Annotated in this window: 15 protein-coding genes and 1 tRNA gene; 9 read left to right on the top strand and 7 right to left on the bottom strand. The window is 73.2% G+C overall.

The window, feature by feature from the left end:
* Positions 1-119: 119 nt before the first annotated feature.
* Together ACFQBR_RS19625 and ACFQBR_RS19620 are read left to right on the top strand one after the other, a co-directional pair.
* Positions 120-911, top strand: a complete 792-nt coding sequence (locus tag ACFQBR_RS19625; RefSeq protein WP_344183017.1) for a class I SAM-dependent methyltransferase — start codon at positions 120-122, stop codon at positions 909-911.
* A 237-nt stretch (positions 912-1,148) separates the two neighbouring features.
* On the top strand, positions 1,149-2,300 hold the full coding sequence (locus ACFQBR_RS19620) for a phospholipase D-like domain-containing protein (RefSeq protein ID WP_378554046.1): 1,152 nt from the start codon (positions 1,149-1,151) through the stop codon (positions 2,298-2,300).
* 16 nt (positions 2,301-2,316) lie between these two features.
* On the opposite strand, the gene ACFQBR_RS19615 is transcribed toward ACFQBR_RS19620, so the two are convergent.
* The gene (locus ACFQBR_RS19615) at positions 2,317-2,541 is read right to left on the bottom strand and encodes a calcium-binding protein (RefSeq protein WP_344183021.1); all 225 of its coding nucleotides are present in this window, start codon (positions 2,539-2,541) and stop codon (positions 2,317-2,319) included.
* 420 nt (positions 2,542-2,961) lie between these two features.
* On the opposite strand from ACFQBR_RS19615, the gene ACFQBR_RS19610 reads away from it, so the two are divergent.
* Entirely contained in the window at positions 2,962-4,140 is a 1,179-nt protein-coding gene (locus ACFQBR_RS19610; protein ID WP_378554025.1) for a right-handed parallel beta-helix repeat-containing protein, read from the top strand.
* Positions 4,141-4,419: 279 nt separating this feature from the next.
* Here the strand turns inward: ACFQBR_RS19610 and ACFQBR_RS19605 are convergent, their stop codons facing one another.
* Together ACFQBR_RS19605 and ACFQBR_RS19600 are read right to left on the bottom strand one after the other, a co-directional pair.
* On the bottom strand, positions 4,420-5,004 hold the full coding sequence (locus tag ACFQBR_RS19605; protein WP_344183023.1) for an SMI1/KNR4 family protein: 585 nt from the start codon (positions 5,002-5,004) through the stop codon (positions 4,420-4,422).
* A gap of 211 nt (positions 5,005-5,215) precedes the next feature.
* Positions 5,216-5,288: transfer RNA gene (locus ACFQBR_RS19600), tRNA-Arg, on the bottom strand.
* A 417-nt stretch (positions 5,289-5,705) separates the two neighbouring features.
* Between ACFQBR_RS19600 and ACFQBR_RS19595 the strand changes: the two genes are divergently transcribed.
* On the top strand, positions 5,706-6,812 hold the full coding sequence (locus ACFQBR_RS19595) for a D-alanyl-D-alanine carboxypeptidase family protein (RefSeq protein ID WP_344183025.1): 1,107 nt from the start codon (positions 5,706-5,708) through the stop codon (positions 6,810-6,812).
* A 182-nt stretch (positions 6,813-6,994) separates the two neighbouring features.
* Here ACFQBR_RS19595 and ACFQBR_RS19590 read toward each other — a convergent pair whose 3' ends face one another.
* From ACFQBR_RS19590 to ACFQBR_RS19575, 4 genes are all read right to left on the bottom strand, one after another.
* Entirely contained in the window at positions 6,995-7,399 is a 405-nt protein-coding gene (locus ACFQBR_RS19590) for an MscL family protein (protein WP_267948023.1), read from the bottom strand.
* 95 nt (positions 7,400-7,494) lie between these two features.
* Positions 7,495-8,145, bottom strand: a complete 651-nt coding sequence (locus tag ACFQBR_RS19585) for an SAF domain-containing protein (protein ID WP_267948024.1) — start codon at positions 8,143-8,145, stop codon at positions 7,495-7,497.
* A 107-nt stretch (positions 8,146-8,252) separates the two neighbouring features.
* Positions 8,253-8,633, bottom strand: a complete 381-nt coding sequence (locus tag ACFQBR_RS19580) for an FmdB family zinc ribbon protein (protein ID WP_267948025.1) — start codon at positions 8,631-8,633, stop codon at positions 8,253-8,255.
* A 375-nt stretch (positions 8,634-9,008) separates the two neighbouring features.
* Positions 9,009-9,641: a 5-formyltetrahydrofolate cyclo-ligase gene (locus ACFQBR_RS19575; protein ID WP_267948026.1), complete on the bottom strand. Its 633-nt coding sequence runs from the start codon at positions 9,639-9,641 to the stop codon at positions 9,009-9,011.
* A 204-nt stretch (positions 9,642-9,845) separates the two neighbouring features.
* Here ACFQBR_RS19575 and galU point away from each other — a divergent pair, with 204 nt between their 5' ends.
* From galU to ACFQBR_RS19550, 5 genes are all read left to right on the top strand, one after another.
* A complete protein-coding gene (galU, locus tag ACFQBR_RS19570) occupies positions 9,846-10,784 on the top strand; it encodes a UTP--glucose-1-phosphate uridylyltransferase GalU (RefSeq protein ID WP_267948027.1) in 939 nt (312 codons plus the stop codon).
* Positions 10,785-10,940: 156 nt separating this feature from the next.
* The gene (gene glp, locus ACFQBR_RS19565; protein ID WP_344183030.1) at positions 10,941-12,173 is read left to right on the top strand and encodes a molybdotransferase-like divisome protein Glp; all 1,233 of its coding nucleotides are present in this window, start codon (positions 10,941-10,943) and stop codon (positions 12,171-12,173) included.
* A gap of 170 nt (positions 12,174-12,343) precedes the next feature.
* On the top strand, positions 12,344-12,862 hold the full coding sequence (gene moaC / locus ACFQBR_RS19560; protein WP_344183032.1) for a cyclic pyranopterin monophosphate synthase MoaC: 519 nt from the start codon (positions 12,344-12,346) through the stop codon (positions 12,860-12,862).
* Positions 12,855-13,373 (top strand): MogA/MoaB family molybdenum cofactor biosynthesis protein, encoded by a 519-nt coding sequence (locus ACFQBR_RS19555; RefSeq protein ID WP_344183039.1) that lies wholly within the window; start codon positions 12,855-12,857, stop codon positions 13,371-13,373. Before moaC ends, ACFQBR_RS19555 begins: the two co-directional genes overlap by 8 nt.
* Before the next feature lie 250 nt (positions 13,374-13,623).
* Entirely contained in the window at positions 13,624-14,331 is a 708-nt protein-coding gene (locus ACFQBR_RS19550; RefSeq protein WP_344183034.1) for a GNAT family N-acetyltransferase, read from the top strand.
* Positions 14,332-14,719: the final 388 nt, after the last annotated feature.

Here is a 14,719-nt window from a genome sequence, read left to right as displayed (position 1 = left end):
CGCCCGCGGGACGGACGGACCCCTGCGGCCCGCCCCGCGCGGACGGCGCCGCGGCGGTTCCGGGGCCCCACCGGCGCTGCGACGGGACAAGCCCGGGTGGCCGGTGTGACAGTGGTGGCATGGCTACGCACAGCGAACTCCGCGATTTCTGGGAACGCCGGCTCGAAGGCGACTGGACCGAGAGCGGCGTCGGGTACCGGGCCCTCGGAAGGCCCTTCAACACGTGGATGTACCGGGTGCGCGAGGAGGTGTTCCTGCGCGAGGTCGCGGGCCTGCGGCCGCGCGGGGCCGACGTCCTCGACGTCGGCAGCGGCACCGGTTTCTACGTGCGGCTGTGGGACCGGCTGGGCGCGTCCGCGGTCACCGGCTCCGACATGACCGAAGCGGCCGTGGAACGCCTGCGCGAGAGGTTCCCCGAGCACCGGTTCGTCCGCCAGGACGCCTCGGAGCTGGACGCCTTCGAGGACGGCTCCTTCGACGCGGTCTCCTGCATGGACATGCTCTTCCACATCACCGACGACGAGCGCTACACGGCCGCGTTCCGCGAGTTCGCGCGGGTCCTGCGCCCCGGCGGCCTGCTCGTCGTCTCCGAGAACTGCCTCCGGCGGCCGGAGCAGCGCGGTGAGCACCAGGTCAACCGCACCCTCGCGTGGATCGCCGGGACCGCGGACAAGGCGGGGTTCGACATCGTGCGCCGCGTCCCGATGCTCGTGCTGATGAACGCCCAGGTCGACGCCGCACTGCCGTGGCGCAAGGCCTGGGGCGGGGTCCTGCGCGCCGCCACGGTGACCGCGCCGACCGGCTGGCTCGCGGGCGCCGCCCTCTACCCGCTGGAGCGGCGCCTGGTCCGGGGGCGGAAGGAGAGCCCCACCACCGAACTCGTCGCGCTCCGCCTCCGCGAGCGGGCGTGACGCCGATGTGACGGGGGACACGTGCCGGTCGTGTGAGGGGGTGGGCGGCGCGCCGGGTTACGGTTGGGGTCCACCTTGTGCCGGATGCGACGGCCTCCGGGGTCGGGCCCCCGGCGCGGCGGCCGGCCTGTTCGGGAGGCGACTTTGCCAGGCTCCAGACGTTCCACGCTCAGATCCGTGGTCAAGTGGGGACTCGTGGGGCTGGTGACCACCCAGGTCGCGGTCGTCGCGGCCCTCATGGGGGTCAACCACTGGCGCAGGAAGGTGCGGCCGCACCGCGCCAACTTCCCCCGGACCGCCCCCGCGGAGCTGCCGGTCGGCGACACCGACGCCACCGTGTACACCTACGGCGAGGACGTGTTCGAGGACATGCTCGCGGCGATCCGGGGCGCCCGCCGCCGGGTCCTGTTCGAGTCCTACATCATCAAGGACGACCGGGTCGGCCACCAGTTCAAGCAGGCGCTCATCGAGGCGGCCCACCGGGGCGTCGAGGTGTACGTCGTCTACGACGGTTTCGCCAACCTCGTGGTCCCCCGGTCGTTCTACCGCTTCCCCGACAGCGTGAAGGTCCTGCGCTACCCGGCGTTCCGGCCGGGCGTGCTCCTCATGAACGTCCGCAAGTCCGGCCGCGACCACCGCAAGATCCTCACCGTCGACGGGGAGGTGGGGTTCGTCGGCGGCTACAACGTCGGCTCGCTGTACGCCACCGAGTGGCGCGACACCCACCTCCGGGTGTCCGGCCCGGCGGTGTGGGAGCTGGAGAACGCGTTCGCGGACTTCTGGAACATGAACCGCCGGGGCGGACACCCGGAGCTGCAGGGGCTGGGGGAGGCGGAGTGGAACCCGCGGTTCCGTGTGCACCGCAACGTGCCCGAACAGCTCATCTACCCCATCCGGGCCATGTTCCTGGAGGCCATCGACCGGGCCAAGGACCGGGTGCTGTTCACCCAGGCCTACTTCATCCCCGACCGCGAGCTCCAGCGGGCGCTGATCGACGCCGCCGAGCGCGGGGTCGACGTCAACATCCTCGTCCCGGAGAACTCCAACCACATCATCGCCGACTGGCTGGCCCGCGGGCTGTACTCGGCGCTCCTGGGCGGCGGGGTGCGGCTGTGGCTGTACCAGGACGCGATGGTGCACGCCAAGACGGCGACGGTGGACGGCCGCTGGTCGACGGTCGGCACGGCCAACGTCGACCGGCTGAGCCTGACCGGGAACTACGAGATCAACGTGGAGATCTTCGACGAGCACGTGGCGGCGCACCTGGAGGACGTCTTCGCCAAGGACCTCACCAACTGCCGGGAGCTGACCGCCGAGGAGTGGCGGAGCCGGCCGTTCGCGGCCAAGTTCAGCGAGGTCGTGCTCGCCCCCTGGCGCCCGTTCCTCTGAGGGCGCCGGGGGCGGGTCAGCCGCGGCGGCGCTTGGGCGGCGGCCCCAGCCTGGTCGTGAAGAAGGGGTCCGGATCCGCCTTCCGGGGCCTGGGGCCGCCCCAGTGCTGCGGACCGGGGTGCGGTGTGCGGTGGAGCGCGTTGGCGATGGCCGAGGCGGATCCGCCCCGCTGCCGGGAGGGCGGGCCGGTCTCCTCGTCCCCGTCCGGCCCCTCGTCGGGGGCGTGGTCCCCGTCTGTCATCCGAATACCCCCCGACCTGCTGTGACGTCTGCTCCGACCGGTCCATCATCGATCGGCGGGGGCGAATTGTCATGCCGACACGGGGGCCGGCGCGCGACCTTCTGCCGGGGGAGGCCGCCCTCCGCCGGGACGGGCGCCGGCGGAGGGGCCGAGCCGGGGGCCGCGGCATGGCGGGCATGTTTCCATAACATGAAATCCGCATGACGGCCAGACCGTTGACACCCCGTGGGCGGCGTTCTACCTTCTGTGCTGAAAGCGCTTTCCAAAAGAAGGGAAGGCCTCGACCGGCGCCACGGCGGCGGCCGGGGCAGGCGCGACCCGCGCGGCGGACGCGGGCCCCGGCACCCCGGGGACGGTCCGGACGCCGCGGCGGGACGGTTCCACCCCCCTCGGACCCTCGGACGAAGTCGGAGAAGAAGAATGCGAACCAGACCCCTCATCGCGTGCGCCGGCCTGCTGGCGGCGGCGCTCGGCGTCACCTCCGCCGGCGCGGCGCAGGCCGAGCCGACCCCCCTGGCGGACACCGTGCTGTACGCGTCGCCGGACGGCGACGACGGCGCGGGCGGCACGGAGTCGGACCCGACCACCCTGACCTCCGCGATCGACCGCATCAGCGCGGGCGGGACGGTCTACCTGCAGGGCGGCGTCTACGACCTCCCCGACACGGTCACCCTCCCGGAGGGCTCCGGCGGTTCCTCCGGCGCCCCCACCGAGCTCTTCGCCGCCCCCGGTGAGAGCCCCGTCCTGGACTTCTCCGCCCAGAGCGAGGACCCGGCCAACCGGGGGCTCGCCCTGGAGGGCTCCCACTGGCACATCCGCGGGATCGTCGTCCAGAACGCCGGCGACAACGGCATCTTCATCAGCGGGAGCGACAACGTCGTCGAGCGCACGGTGACGCGCTCCAACCGCGACACGGGGCTCCAGATCTCCCGCCGGACCTCCGACACCCCCGAGAGCGAGTGGCCCGCGAACAACCTGGTCGTGAGCACGGTGTCCCACGACAACGTCGACTCCGACGGCGAGGACGCCGACGGCTTCGCGGCCAAGCTCACCTCGGGTCCCGGGAACGTCTTCCGCGACACCGTGGCCCACAACAACATCGACGACGGCTGGGACCTCTACACCAAGTCCGACACCGGCCCCATCGGCGCCGTGACCGTCGAGGACTCCCTCGCCTACGGGAACGGCACCCTCAGCGACGGCTCCCAGGCGGGCGACGGCGACCGCAACGGCTTCAAGCTCGGGGGCGAGGACATCGGGGTGGACCACGTCATCCGGGGCAACATCGCCTACGACAACGGCAAGCACGGGTTCACGTACAACCGCAACGTCGGCTCGATGACGGTGTCGGACAACATCTCCATCGGCAGCGAGGAGCGCAACTTCAACTTCGACGGCGGCTCCTCGGTGTTCCGCGGCAACACCTCGTGCGACAGCGGCTCCAACGACCGGATCATCGGCGACTCCGACGGCTCGAACCAGTTCTGGTCCGGCTCCGACGGCCCCCGGTGCTCGTCCTACGACGGGGACCTGGACTGGTCCTTCGACGACGACGGCACCCTCGTCGTCACCTTCGGCGGCACCCCGGTGACGCGATAGGAGGGGCCTCCGGGCGCGCCGCACCGCCGGATCCCGGCTCTCCGACGGACGCGCGCACCGGCCCCTGAGGCCGCGGACCCGTGCACGCACGCCGGTCCGGCCCCCACTGCCCGTCCGGCGCCCTCCGGGGCGCCGGACGGGCCTTTCGCCGCACCGCCGCCGCGCGGCGGCGTCCACGCGGGGAAGACGCCCCCGGCGGTGGGGAGAGCGCTTTCCGTCGATCCTCCGGCCGTCGGCCCACACACGGGCGGGCATCGCGGTCCGGGGCCCGGCCCCCGGTCAGGAACCGACGGCGTTCCGGTGCGCCTCCGCCACGAGCGCCGCGAAGTCCCCGTACGGTTCGGGGTCCCCGCCGTCGCCGGGCCACCACGTGTAGGCCGTCCACTCGCCGTCACCGTCGGCGCTGTCGGCGTGCAGCAGCCACATGCCGCCGCTGCCCCCGTCGTCGTCGGAGACCAGCAGGCAGCGCTCCAGCACGCGGAGCCGGTCGGCGAAGTGGTCCATGTGCGGTTCCGACCACCAGGAGTAGAGCTGGGGGTCCTCCTCGGGGAACCAGCCGATCCTCTCCACCGGGAGCAGGTCGAAGGTGTAGGCCAGGGTGCTCCAGCCGTTGCTGACCAGGAGGAAGTTCCGGTAGGACGGCGGCAGCGACACGCCCAGGCGCTCCTCCGCGGCGAGGACGGCCTCCTCGGTCGCCGGCTCGTACCCGAGCCAGCGGTTCTCGCGCTGGGCGGGGCTCACCATCCACCCGGCCCTGTCCTCGGCCTCCGCCGTGCGCAGGTAGTCGGAGTCCAGGAACTCGGAACTGTGCCCGCTCAGGAACGCGCGCCACCGGGCCGCGGTCCTCGGAGGGGAGGGGTCCATGTCGGGTGGTCCTTCGGGGGCTCGGGGGTCTCGGGGCGCCGACGATTCTCGCACCCCCGCGCCGCCGCCGTGCCGACCTGGCGGGGCGGGAGGAAGCCGCCCTCGCGCGGCGGCCGACAGGGATCCGCTGACCAGGGTGGACCGGGACCCGGAGCAGGCCCCGGAAGCGGATCGGGGCCCCTCCCGAAGGAGGGACCCCGATCCACACGTGCGGCCCCAGCAGGATTCGAACCTGCGACACCCGCTTTAGGAGAGCGGTGCTCTATCCCCTGAGCTATGGAGCCATGGGTCTGACGGAGGTATGCGTTGCCCCGCCACCGGGCCAAGCCTAACCCAGGATAGAGGTGAATGGGGTGTCGGACCGTGTTCCCGGGGTGTGACTGGGGGACTCTGCGTGCATGGCGGAGTACGCTGACCTACGATTGGTTGTCCTGGCGCGTTGTGACGTTGTTCATGACGCGTGGTGCGTCATGGCCGGATATGTGCGCCGATCGCCCTGAAGGGCGGGTCGGAGTGAGGCCCGCACAGTGATGACCAGGTACTTCACCGACGGCCGGGGAAGACGGCGGCGGGACGGGCGCGAGCCCGCACCTCGTCCGCTTCCTCCGGCGCAACGGTTCCGTGTGTCCGCATGTGGACATGTAGTACGTTCCTTGCGGTCACGGGTAGGTGTTCGAGGAAAAGCAGCCGGAGGATCATTCGTGCCGTTCACTTCTGATCCGGCGCGGCGCAGGTCCCGCGTACCGGATGGCGGCGGGGCGCTCACCGCGTTCGCGGCGTTCCAGCGTGTCCGTTGCGTCCAGGCGCTGACGCTCGTGCTGGTCACCGCCCTGCTCGTCGTCCCCGTCCACCCCGCCGCGCTGGCGCCGGCCGCGGCCGACCTGGACGAGTTCCGCGAGCGGGCGGAGGCGTCCTCGCAGGAGCTGGAGGAGGCCACCGAGCGCCACGTCGAGCGCCAGGAGGAGTTGGAGGCCGCCCAGGAGGAGCTGGTCTCCACGCTCCACGAGCTCCAGCAGACCGAGCTCGAACTCGGCGAGATGCGCGAGCCCCTGGCCACCCTCGCCAGCACCCTGTACCAGCAGCCCGACGGCGGCCTGCTCACCATGCTGACGTCGGGCACGCTCGACGACGACCTCCAGACGCAGTCCTACGCGGCGAAGATCTCCGAGAACAACCAGGCGCTCATCCAGGACGCCACCGACCTCCGCGAGGAGCAGGTCGGGCTGGCGAGCCAGGCGCAGGAGCTCCAGACCACCACCCAGCTGGAACAGGTGGAGCTCGCGGCGGAGGTCGAGGACCTGCGCGAGCAGTCCGAGACGAGCATGAACGAGCTCGTCCAGGAGCTGGAGGACCGGGGCATCGACCCGGACGCCTACATGGCCGCCGCTGACTGCGACCCCTCGGCGGCGTCGAGGGCGAACGGCTCGCCCAACGGCCTGCTGCCGTCCGACGCCCTGTGCGACCTGTACGACGACAAGCAGCTGCGCGCCGACGCCGCGGTCGACTTCCTCGAACTCAACATGAGGTACGTGGCGGAGTTCGGCGAGAACATGTGCATCACCAGCGCCTACCGCGACCTGCCCAACCAGCACCGCGTCTACGCGCAGGAGCCGCCCGGCTTCGCCGCCGTCCCGGGCACGAGCAACCACGGCCTGGGCCAGGCGATCGACCTGGGCTGCGGGATCCAGAACTTCAGGTCCGAGCGCTGGAACTGGATGGAGGCCAACGGGGCCGAGTTCGGCTGGCACCATCCCGCCTGGGCGAAGTCCAGCCCCTTCGAGCCCTGGCACTGGGAGTACAGCGGATGACCCCCGGGGGGCGGCCCGTACGGGCCGCCCCCCGACCTGTGTCCGGGGTGTCCGCGGCCTCCCGCGCGGCCGGGAGGAGGGGCCGTGACCCGGTCCGGGAACGGCCGGGCGGTCCCGTGCTCCGCGACGGCCGGGCGGCCCCGGGGCCCGCGGGGACCGGACGGTCTGCGGCCCCGGAGCGGTCAGACGGTCTCCGGCACGACCTCGCTCGTGCAGTGGGAGCACCGGGACGCCTTCTTGTCGATGTCGACGCAGCAGTAGGGGCAGGCCCGGGTGGTGGCCTCCTCGGCCTTGACGAACCTCTCCATGAGCTTGCCGAGCGGCAGGACGATCAGGAAGTACAGGACCGCGGCGGTGATCAGGAACGAGATCAGGGCGTCGATGAACGAGCCGTACATGAACCGGCTGCCGTTGATCTCGAAGTAGAGGTCGCCGAACGTGGGGATACCGCCGAAGATCCCGATCAGCGGGGTGATGAACCCCTCGGTGAACGCGGTGATGAGGTTGGCGAAGACCGTGCCGATCACGACCGCGACCGCCAGCTGCACCAGGTTTCCCTGGAGCAGGAACTTCTTGAAGCCTTCCATGGAACAGCCCTACGTACTCGATGTGTGTGGGAGGGCCGGCGCGTCCGAGGGGCGCTCACCGGCGCCCGCCAGCTTTCACCACCACACGTCATCGGTCAACCGCGAATGGTGATGGACAGGCGTGACGCCGTGGCGTGGCCCGCCAGACTCCGGGCCTCCGCGGGCGTCGCGGCGATGAGGATCAGCGCGCCTCCCCCGCCGCCCCGGTCGGACTCGGCCGGAAGGGCGAGGACGGGGCGGTCGCTGACCACCTCCACGGCGGGCCCCGCGCGCACCGGGGCGAACTCGTCGGGGCTCCCCGCGGCGAGGACGTCCACCCGGCTGCCGGGGGAGAGGAGCCCGACCGCACCGGGGTCGGAGACCCGTACGGGGACGGCCACCAGGCCGGGCCCGTACGGGCCCGCGGGAGGGTCGGAGAGGCGGGCGTCGGTGATCACCTCGCCCCGGCGTACCGGGGACGTGAGGGAGAGGCCCGCCGCCTCCGTGTCGGCCGGGAGCGCGCCGTCCGGCACCGCGTCGGAGGGCAGGGGGCGCGGGGCGAGGTCGCCCGCGGCGAGCGGTGACGTGGCGTCGAGGTCCCTCGCGGCGACGAGGACGAGGCCGGCCGGCTCCGGGGGCGGGCGTACCGCCAGCACGGCGCTGAGGAGCGCGGCGGCCGCGAGGAGGGCGGCGACGACGCGCCGGTGCCGGTCGAGCAGGCGGGTGAGCGCCCGGCGGTGCCGGTAGGGGGGTGGTGCGCTGGTCATGTTCCAACGCTAGGCCGCGGCGGGGCCGTGCGGCCGTTGTCCACAGGCCGGACGTGCCGAGCGCCGCCGAGTGTTCGGCGGCGCTGCGTCGGTCAACGGCCCTGCGGCTAACCTGCCGCGGCGGCGGTGCTGCTGGTCGTGCTGGTGCTGGTGCTCGTGCCGGCGCCGGTGCCCGCCTTGGAGCCCGAGTCGCCGGAGGAGCTCTTGGCGTCCGTGCCGGAGGAGGCGGTGCCGCCGGACTCGGAGGAGCCGGAGTCCTTGCCGTCGCCGGAACCGGCGTTGGAGCCGGTCAGGACGGAGCTGTTGGAGGTCTTGCCGCTGTCGGTGCGGTAGAAGCCGGAGCCCTTGAAGACGATTCCCACGGCGGAGTACACCTTGCGCAGGCGTCCCTCGCACTCGGGGCAGACGGTCAGCGCGTCGTCGCTGAAGCTCTGCACGACCTCCATCTGGGCGTCGCACTCGGTGCACGCGTACTGGTACGTAGGCACTGTTCCGGGTCCTCCTTGCTGGCACTCTCGCCCGTTGACTGCTAAATAGTACGCGCTCGCCGACCGGAGCCGCGACAGCACCTCGCGCCGAGCGCGCGGCAGCGGCCCAGGTGCCGGAACGGTGGCGTCGCCGGGGCGCGACCGCCAGGGACAACGCCCGGCCCGGGCGGGATAATCCCCGCCGCCACGGGCCGGGAAGGACGCCCCGGCCGACCGCCCGGACCCCGCTCCCGGACCGCTCCTCCCCGCGAGGGCGCCCCCGGCGGGCGGTCCGCACCCCGTCCGCGGGCCGCCGTCCGCGCTCGGGCCGTCCTTCGGCGGGACCGCCACCCGGCCCGCGCGTCCGCGGGCCGCCGTCCGCGCCGGGGACCCGCGTCACACGGTGTCGTCTCCCCCGGGCCACACCCCGCCCGCGAACACGCGCAGGCCGCCGCCGGGTGTGAGGACGGCGTCCACCGGCCGGTCGTGCGGCTCGGCGGGCAGGGAGTCCACGAGCTCGTCGTCGTGCACCAGGGCGATCGCCGGGGTGTGCGGGCCCTTGTGCGCGAGTGCGCGGTCGTAGCAGCCGGCGCCCCGGCCGAGCCGGTTCCCGTTCCGGTCCACCGCGAGGGCGGGGCAGACCACCGCGTCCGCCCGGGCGAGCGCCCCGGGGCCGTAGCGGTGCCCGGTGGGCTCCACCAGGCCGTGCCCGGCCGGGGCCAGGCCCTCGGGCCCGTCGAAGGCCGCCCAGTCCAGGTCGCCGCCGGGCAGGAACACGGGCAGCAGGACGTACGTGCCGCGCTTCCACAGGGCCGTCACCAGCTTGCGGGTGCCGGGCTCCCCTCCGACGGAGTAGTAGCACGCGACCGTCCCACCCATGGCGAGCCACGGGACGCCCATCAGGGCGTCCCGGACCGCCGACCCGACCCGCGCGCGCTCCTCCGCGCCCCGGGCCCGCCGCCGGGCGAGGACGTCCCCGCGCAGCCGGGCCTTCTCCGACGGACCGCCGTCACCGCTGCTCCCGCTCATGGGGCCAGTGTGGCAGCGGGACGGACCGGGCGGCGAGGGGGCCGCTCCCGCCGGGGCGGTCCGGGCGCGTCCGGCGGAGCCTGCCCCGGGCGGTGAACGCCCGGTGGCGGTTTGCGCTCCGCCGCCCGAAAGAGCGGGGACTTCTTGGCGCCCGGCCGGGCGTCGGGGCGTCGAGACGGCCGGGGACTGTCCTAAAGTGCCGACATGAACGACGCCACCGAGCAGAAGCGACCCTCCGCGTCCGCGCCCGTCACCAAGGCGGTCGTGCCCGCGGCCGGCCTGGGCACGCGGTTCCTCCCCGCGACCAAGGCCACGCCCAAGGAGATGCTGCCGATCGTGGACAAGCCCGCGATCCAGTACGTCGTGGAGGAGGCGGTCGCCGCCGACCTCAAGGACGTCCTGATGATCACGGGACGCAGCAAGCGCTCCATCGAGGACCACTTCGACAGGGCCTACGAGCTGGAGGAGGCACTGGAGGCCAAGGGCGACGACGCCCGGCTGCGCTCGGTGCGCGAGTCCAGCGACCTCGCCCAGGTCCACTACGTCCGCCAGGGGGAGCCCAGGGGGCTCGGCCACGCGGTCCTGTGCGCGGAGGCGCACGTGGGCGACAACCCGTTCGCCGTGCTGCTCGGTGACGACCTCATCGAGTCGGCCGACCTGCTGCGCCGCATGATCGAGGTGCGGGAGAGGCGCGGGGGCAGCGTCGTCGCCCTCATGGAGGTGGAGCCCGAGCAGGTCTCCCTGTACGGGTGCGCGGGCATCGAGCCCACCGACGAGGAGGACGTCGTCGCTGTCACCGACCTGGTCGAGAAGCCCGCGCCGGAGCACGCCCCGAGCCGCTGGGCGATCATCGGCCGCTACGTCTGCGATCCGGCGGTCTTCCCCGTCCTGCACGAGACCCCGCCCGGCCGCGGGGGGGAGATCCAGCTCACCGACGCCCTGCGCGAGCTCGCCCGGCGCAAGCCCGAGGACGGCGGGACCGTGCACGGCGTCCTGTTCCGCGGCCGCCGCTACGACACGGGGAACAAGGCCGACTACATCCGCACGGTGGTGGACTTCGCCTGCCGCCGGCCCGACCTCGCGGACGAGCTCCTGCCGTGGCTGCGCGACTTCGTCGAGCGCCAGGACGCCGGACGCCCCTGACCCGCACCGGGGGCGCCCGCCAGCGGGCCCGGCACGGCCCGGCGGCGCCGGGAGGCCGCGCACACGGGGCCGGACGTGGTGACAATGGGATGCGCATCAACTCCTGAGGGAGGGGAGACGCTCCGCCCCAGGAACCGCGACAACGGAGGAACCCCCGTGAAGAGCGTCGAACAGCACGTCGCCGACGTCCTGGCACTGATCGCCGACCCGCAGCCCACCGAGCTGGACCTGCTCCGGGCGCACGGCTCGGTGCTCGCCGAGACCGTCACCTCGCCGGTGTCGCTGCCGGGCTTCGACAACTCGGCCATGGACGGGTACGCCGTGTGCGCCGCCGACCTGGAGCCGGCCACGGCCGACTCCCCGGTCCGCCTGCCGGTGGTCGGCGACATCCCCGCCGGCGACCCCTCCCCCGCGGCGGTCCGCCCGGGCCTGTGCGCGCGCATCATGACCGGTGCTCCGATGCCCTCCGGGGCGGACGCGGTCGTGCCGGTCGAGTGGACCGACGGCGGCGTGGCCACGGTGGCCGTCGACCGCCCGGTCCGCGTCGGCAACGCGGTGCGCCCGGCCGGGGGCGACGTGGTCGAGGGCGCGGTCGTGCTCCGGCCGGGCGGGCGCATCGGCGCGGGGGAGATGGGCGTGCTGGCGGCCGTCGGCCGCCGCTCGGTGTCCGTGTACCCCCGGCCGCGCGTCGTCGTGCTCTCCACCGGTGAGGAGCTGGTCGAGCCGGGGCGCCCGCTCGGGCCCGGCCAGATCTGGGAGTCCAACAGCTTCATGATCGCGGCGGCCGCCCGCGACGCCGGGTGCGAGGTCCACCGCCACGGTTTCGTCGGGGACGACCCCCGGACGGTGCTGGACACGCTGGAGGGCCTGCTGGTGCGGGCCGACATCGTGATCACGACCGGCGGTGTGAGCATGGGCGCGTACGACGTCGTCAAGGAGGTGCTCACGCGGGAGGGCACCGTGGAGTTCACACAGGTGGCGATGCAGCCGGGCAAGCCCCAGGGCTTCGGGGCGATCGGCCCGGACCGGACCCCGATCGTCACCCTCCCGGGCAACCCCGTGAGCGCCTTCGTGTCGTTCCAGATCTTCGTCCTCCCCGCGCTGCGCCGCCTGCGCGGCCTCGACCCCCGGGGGCTGCCGACCGCGCGCGCGGTCCTCACCGCCCCTGTGACCTCGCCGAAGGGCCGCCGCTCCTACCTGCGCGGCGTCCTGGAGGAGTCGCCGCACGGGCGCGAGGCCGCCCCCACGGTGTCCCCGGCCCTGCGCCAGGACTCCCACCAGCTCTCCGCGCTCGCCGGGGCCAACGCGCTGATCGTCGTGCCGGAGGAGACCACGGAGCTGGCCGCGGGCGGCACCGTCGACGTGGTGCGCCTCCCCGATCCCGCCTGAGGGGCGGCCCGCGCGTCCGGCCTCCCCCGGGTGCGGTGGTCCGGGAGTTCGCGGATCGGTGGGCGGACCGTCGCCGGGGTGCCGTACGGTCGTGGATGGCGCGCCGCGGCGCGCCCGGACACCGCCGTCCCGGCCGTGTTCCGCGTACGAGCGCAGAAGCTGGCGGACCGATGAGCGACACCCCACGGACGGAGGGGGCAGACCACCCCTCCGGCTTCACCCACCTGGACGCCTCCGGCGCGGCGCGCATGGTCGACGTCTCGGAGAAGCGCGTGAGCACGCGCACGGCCACGGCCACCGGCCGCGTCCTGCTCGGCGCGGAGGCGGTCGCCGCCCTGCGCGGGGGGACGGTGCCCAAGGGCGACGCGCTGGCCGTCGCGCGGATCGCGGGCATCCAGGGGGCCAAGCGCACCCCCGACCTGGTGCCGCTGTGCCACCCCATCGCCGTGCACGGCGTGGAGGTGGACCTCGCCGTCGTGGACGAGGGGGTCGACATCAGCGCCACGGTGCGCACGGCCGACCGCACCGGCGTGGAGATGGAGGCGCTCACCTGCGTCATGACCGCGGCCCTCGGCCTGGTCGACATGGTCAAGGCCATCGATCCCGGGGCCGAGGTCACCCGGGTGCGGGTCGAGGAGAAGACCGGCGGGCGCAAGGGCCACTGGAGGCGCGGTGGCAGCGGTGAGTGAGCCGGGGGGCCGTACGCGCCGCGTCGCGGTGGTGACGGCGTCCAACCGGGCGGCGGCCGGGGTCTACCCGGACCGGTCGGGGCCCGTGGTCGCCGACCGGCTGCGCGCCGCGGGCTTCGCGGTCGTCGGTCCGTGGGTGGTTCCGGACGGGGCCCCGGTGGCGGAGGCGATCTCCCGGGCCCTGGACGAGGGGGCCGACGCGGTCGTCACGACCGGAGGCACGGGGCTCACGCCGCAGGACCTCACGCCCCAGGCGACCCGGCCCCTGCTGTCGTACGAGGTCCCGGGGATCGCCGAGGCGCTGCGCGCGGCGGGCCGTGACAAGGGCGTGCCCACCGCGATCCTGTCGCGGGGGCTGGCCGGGGTGGCGGAGAGGGGAGGCCACCGGATGCTCGTGGTCAACCTGCCCGGTTCCCGGGGAGGCGCGAACGACGGGATGGACGTGCTGGAGCCGGTGCTCGGCCATGCCTTGGACCAACTGCGTGGCGGAGATCACGCCCGCCCCGAATGACGCCGAACAATGACCGGAATCACAGGCCGGGCATTCCGTCCCTCGATCATTCTTTGACCTTGGATCGCTTTTCGGTGCGTGAGTATTGGAGTTAGGAATCAGCCGATTCCCGCGTTGTGAGAGTGACGCCCGCCACGTCACCCGTGCGGAGTGGAATACTGGAACCCGTCACCGACGCGGGGGGTCCGGCGCCTCCGTCCCCGGTGGCGCGCCCCCGGGCGGTGGCGCCGGGGGGATCGAAGGGACGGTCGTGAATCGCAGACAAGGGTGGCCCGTCACTCTGGAGGAGGGGCCGGTCACGCTCAGACCCCTGCGGCTCCGCGACGCCGTCGCACTGCGTGACACCCGCTCGCGCAACGAGGAGTGGCTGCGTCCGTGGGAGCCCACGTATCCCGAGATGCCGCTGCGCACCACGGGGCTGGCGCCCTACGTCGCGATGCTCCAGTCCATCCGGAGAGAGGCCAGACAGGGCCTGTCCATGCCGTGGTCGGTGACCTACGACGGCCGGTTCGTCGGCCAGCTCACGGTGGGCGCCATCGTGTGGGGCTCGGCGCGTTCGGCCCAGGTCGGCTACTGGATCGACAGCGCCTACGCAGGCCGGGGCGTCACCCCGACGGCGGTCGCGCTCGCGGTCGACCACGCGTTCTTCGGGGTCGGCCTCCACCGGATCGAGGCCAACATCCGCCCGGAGAACCGGGCGAGCAGGCGGGTGGTCGCCAAGCTGGGGTTCCGGGACGAGGGGGTGCGCAGGCGCCAGCTGCACATCGACGGGGCATGGCGCGACCACATCTGCTACGCGATCACGTCGGAGGAGGTCCCCCAGGGAATGCTGCGCCGCTGGCGCGACGGGTCGTCCTCGGGGTCCGGTTCCGGCCCCGGTTCCGCTTTGGGGCCACAGGGCCCGAACGGCGGCGGAGATCCGCGGGACCCGGCGAGTCCGCAGTCCGGGGCGAACTGAACGTGGCACGATCACGGTTGCGCTCGGCGTCTAAACCTCGCTTTAGCGACATTGACTCATTACTTTGCGTTGAATTGGGACTGCGCTCCGCAGTCAACTACTGACCTGCGTTTTTACCCCCGGGCGTCGGGCGGCCGAAACTGGGGGTCCACAATCTTGCGACACTCCGGTCGGAATGTGGCGCATTTATGGACACGGGGTCGTACCGTGCGGAACATAGACGCATTGACGATGCGGCCAACGCGTGGATATGGCTCCCGGGAATCACCCCGGACCCGAGGCGGGTCCGGAACGATGTCCCAGCGGGAGACGTCTCTACATCCGGGAGGACCGGGGGTACCACGCGACGCGGTGTCGACGACGTGTCGATCAACGTCCAGTGGCCGTC

The sequence above is a fragment of the Nocardiopsis tropica genome (assembly GCF_042660575.1).
Lineage (GTDB): Bacteria > Actinomycetota > Actinomycetes > Streptosporangiales > Streptosporangiaceae > Nocardiopsis > Nocardiopsis tropica.
Note: the sequence above shows the minus strand (reverse complement) of the source record. Positions and strands in the feature narration are given on the sequence as shown.

Excerpts from the sequence above, each read along its gene's own strand:
- ACFQBR_RS19625 (WP_344183017.1), top strand. The coding sequence starts at position 120 with ATGGCTACGCACAGCGAACTCCGCGATTTCTGGGAACGCCGGCTCGAA.
- ACFQBR_RS19620 (WP_378554046.1), top strand. The coding sequence starts at position 1,149 with ATGGGGGTCAACCACTGGCGCAGGAAGGTGCGGCCGCACCGCGCCAAC.
- ACFQBR_RS19615 (WP_344183021.1), bottom strand. The coding sequence starts at position 2,541 with ATGACAGACGGGGACCACGCCCCCGACGAGGGGCCGGACGGGGACGAG.
- ACFQBR_RS19610 (WP_378554025.1), top strand. The coding sequence starts at position 2,962 with ATGCGAACCAGACCCCTCATCGCGTGCGCCGGCCTGCTGGCGGCGGCG.
- ACFQBR_RS19605 (WP_344183023.1), bottom strand. The coding sequence starts at position 5,004 with ATGGACCCCTCCCCTCCGAGGACCGCGGCCCGGTGGCGCGCGTTCCTG.
- ACFQBR_RS19590 (WP_267948023.1), bottom strand. The coding sequence starts at position 7,399 with ATGGAAGGCTTCAAGAAGTTCCTGCTCCAGGGAAACCTGGTGCAGCTG.
- ACFQBR_RS19585 (WP_267948024.1), bottom strand. The coding sequence starts at position 8,145 with ATGACCAGCGCACCACCCCCCTACCGGCACCGCCGGGCGCTCACCCGC.
- ACFQBR_RS19575 (WP_267948026.1), bottom strand. The coding sequence starts at position 9,641 with ATGAGCGGGAGCAGCGGTGACGGCGGTCCGTCGGAGAAGGCCCGGCTG.
- galU (WP_267948027.1), top strand. The coding sequence starts at position 9,846 with ATGAACGACGCCACCGAGCAGAAGCGACCCTCCGCGTCCGCGCCCGTC.
- moaC (WP_344183032.1), top strand. The coding sequence starts at position 12,344 with ATGAGCGACACCCCACGGACGGAGGGGGCAGACCACCCCTCCGGCTTC.